Annotated in this window: 2 protein-coding genes; both read left to right on the top strand. The window is 40.8% G+C overall.

Translation table 11 applies throughout. The features are described 5' to 3' along the window. Positions 1 to 1,272: flagellin (locus tag L647_RS1000000126735; protein ID WP_024612434.1), on the top strand; the 1,272-nt coding region annotated here is incomplete at its 5' end. 317 nt (positions 1,273 to 1,589) lie between these two features. Then, the coding region (locus L647_RS0118955) for a flagellin (protein WP_029880547.1) at positions 1,590 to 3,007 on the top strand (1,418 nt) is incomplete at its 3' end.

Raw genomic sequence — 3,007 nt, 5'->3', positions numbered from 1 at the left:
CGAAATGCCAACGATGGTATTTCAATGGCACAAACAGCTGAAGGTGCAATGAATGAATCAACAAACATCCTTCAGCGTATGCGTGAACTTGCATTGCAATCAGCAAATGGTTCAAACTCTGCAACAGACAGAGATGCGTTGCAAAAGGAAGTATCAGCTTTGCAAACTGAATTGACACGAATCTCTGACACAACATCGTTTGGTGGGCAGCAATTACTAGATGGCAGCTTTGGTACTAAGCAGTTTCAAGTGGGTGCAAATGCAAACGAAACTATTTCTGTATCATTAAATAGTATTGCTGCTAGCGATATTGGTGTTCAATCTTTTGACCTTGGTGGAGACACGCTAGGTTTAGGTGAAGCTGCTGCTGCAACAACATCTGGATTATCAAATGGTGTAACATCTGCAGGCATTACGTTAGTAGGTAAGAATGGTGAAGATACGCTTATAGCGACTACAGAGGACTCAAGTGCTGCTGATATTGCTGAATCGATAAATGCAGCACAGTCATCTACAGGTGTAACTGCCGATGCGAGAACGCAAGTTGAACTTTCGGGATTAACACTTGGCGGAGCACTTTCATTTAAACTAAATGGTAGTGTTATTTCAGCCAACCCCGCATCTAGTTCTGATATGGCCGCAATAGCGAGTGCCGTTAACGAACGTTCAGGTGAGACCGGTATTTCTGCAGCGGTGTCTGAAGCTGGGAAGATGATATTAACTGATGAATCAGGAGATAATATTGAAATAACTGACTATTCAGGCACTGGAGATGTGGTTGTTACAGGTGTTGACTATGACGGTGATATAGCTGATACGGCTGTAACATTAGCAGCAGCTGGGGGGTCTGCAGTGGTGGCAGGTGCTATAAGGTTATCATCTACACAGGCATTTTCAGTTACGTCTGGTGATACTACTTTAGGTGCTACTGCAACTGCTAATGTATCTGCTCTGGATAATGTTGGTACGATGAATATTGAAACGCAAGCGGGTTCTCAAAATGCGTTGGATGTAATTGATGGTGCAATTGCAATGATTGATAGCCAGCGTGCTGATTTGGGTGCGGTGCAAAATCGTTTTGGTCATACAATTAGTAACCTTGCTAATATTTCTGAGAACGTATCTGCATCACGTAGCCGTATTCAAGATACTGACTTTGCGACAGAAACAGCGCAAATGACGAAGAATCAAATCTTACAACAAGCGGGCACGTCAATACTCTCGCAGGCGAATCAAATACCACAAGCAGCTATTAGCTTATTAGGCGGTTAATAATCAATCCTATTAGTATGTTTTTATAAATGCACTTTAATTAAAGTAACCCCCAGTAGTTGAATGCTTCAATTATTGGGGGATTATTATTTGTTTATAAATTATATAAAATAAAACATTATTCTTTAAATTCTTTTTATTTATAAAACAACAGCTTATTTTTTTTGTATGAATAAATAAATATATTTACCAAATTTTCCTAAAGATAATAATTCTTCTGCCGTTAACTTAATCAGTACAGAGCTTGAGCATACAATTGTGAAAGCTCTTGGTTAAATCAAAACAGCAATATTACGAAAGTAATCAGGAGTTTTATTATGATTTCAGTAAACACAAATGTATCTTCATTAAACGCTCAGCGTAACTTATCTAAATCAGGTTCTGACTTAGCGACTTCTATGGAACGTTTATCATCAGGTATGCGTATTAACAGCGCAAAAGATGATGCGGCCGGTCTGCAAATTTCAAATCGTTTAACATCGCAAGTAAATGGTTTAGCTGTAGCACAACGAAATGCCAACGATGGTATTTCAATGGCACAAACAGCTGAAGGTGCAATGAATGAATCAACAAACATCCTTCAGCGTATGCGTGAACTTGCATTGCAATCAGCAAATGGTTCAAACTCTGCAACAGACAGAGATGCGTTGCAAAAGGAAGTATCAGCTTTGCAAACTGAATTGACACGAATCTCTGACACAACATCGTTTGGTGGGCAGCAATTACTAGATGGCAGCTTTGGTACTAAGCAGTTTCAAGTGGGTGCAAATGCAAACGAAACTATTTCTGTATCATTAAATAGTATTGCTGCTAGCGATATTGGTGTTCAATCTTTTGACCTTGGTGGAGACACGCTAGGTTTAGGTGAAGCTGCTGCTGCAACAACATCTGGATTATCAAATGGTGTAACATCTGCAGGCATTACGTTAGTAGGTAAGAATGGTGAAGATACGCTTATAGCGACTACAGAGGACTCAAGTGCTGCTGATATTGCTGAATCGATAAATGCAGCACAGTCATCTACAGGTGTAACTGCCGATGCGAGAACGCAAGTTGAACTTTCGGGATTAACACTTGGCGGAGCACTTTCATTTAAACTAAATGGTAGTGTTATTTCAGCCAACCCCGCATCTAGTTCTGATATGGCCGCAATAGCGAGTGCCGTTAACGAACGTTCAGGTGAGACCGGTATTTCTGCAGCGGTGTCTGAAGCTGGGAAGATGATATTAACTGATGAATCAGGAGATAATATTGAAATAACTGACTATTCAGGCACTGGAGATGTGGTTGTTACAGGTGTTGACTATGACGGTGATATAGCTGATACGGCTGTAACATTAGCAGCAGCTGGGGGGTCTGCAGTGGTGGCAGGTGCTATAAGGTTATCATCTACACAGGCATTTTCAGTTACGTCTGGTGATACTACTTTAGGTGCTACTGCAACTGCTAATGTATCTGCTCTGGATAATGTTGGTACGATGAATATTGAAACGCAAGCGGGTTCTCAAAATGCGTTGGATGTAATTGATGGTGCAATTGCAATGATTGATAGCCAGCGTGCTGATTTGGGTGCGGTGCAAAATCGTTTTGGTCATACAATTAGTAACCTTGCTAATATTTCTGAGAACGTATCTGCATCACGTAGCCGTATTCAAGATACTGACTTTGCGACAGAAACAGCGCAAATGACGAAGAATCAAATCTTACAACAAGCGGGCACGTCAATACTCTCGCA

Origin of the sequence: Pseudoalteromonas sp. TB64, from assembly GCF_000498095.1 — a bacterium.
Lineage (GTDB): Bacteria > Pseudomonadota > Gammaproteobacteria > Enterobacterales > Alteromonadaceae > Pseudoalteromonas.
This window is presented reverse-complemented; position numbering and strand designations above follow the sequence as displayed.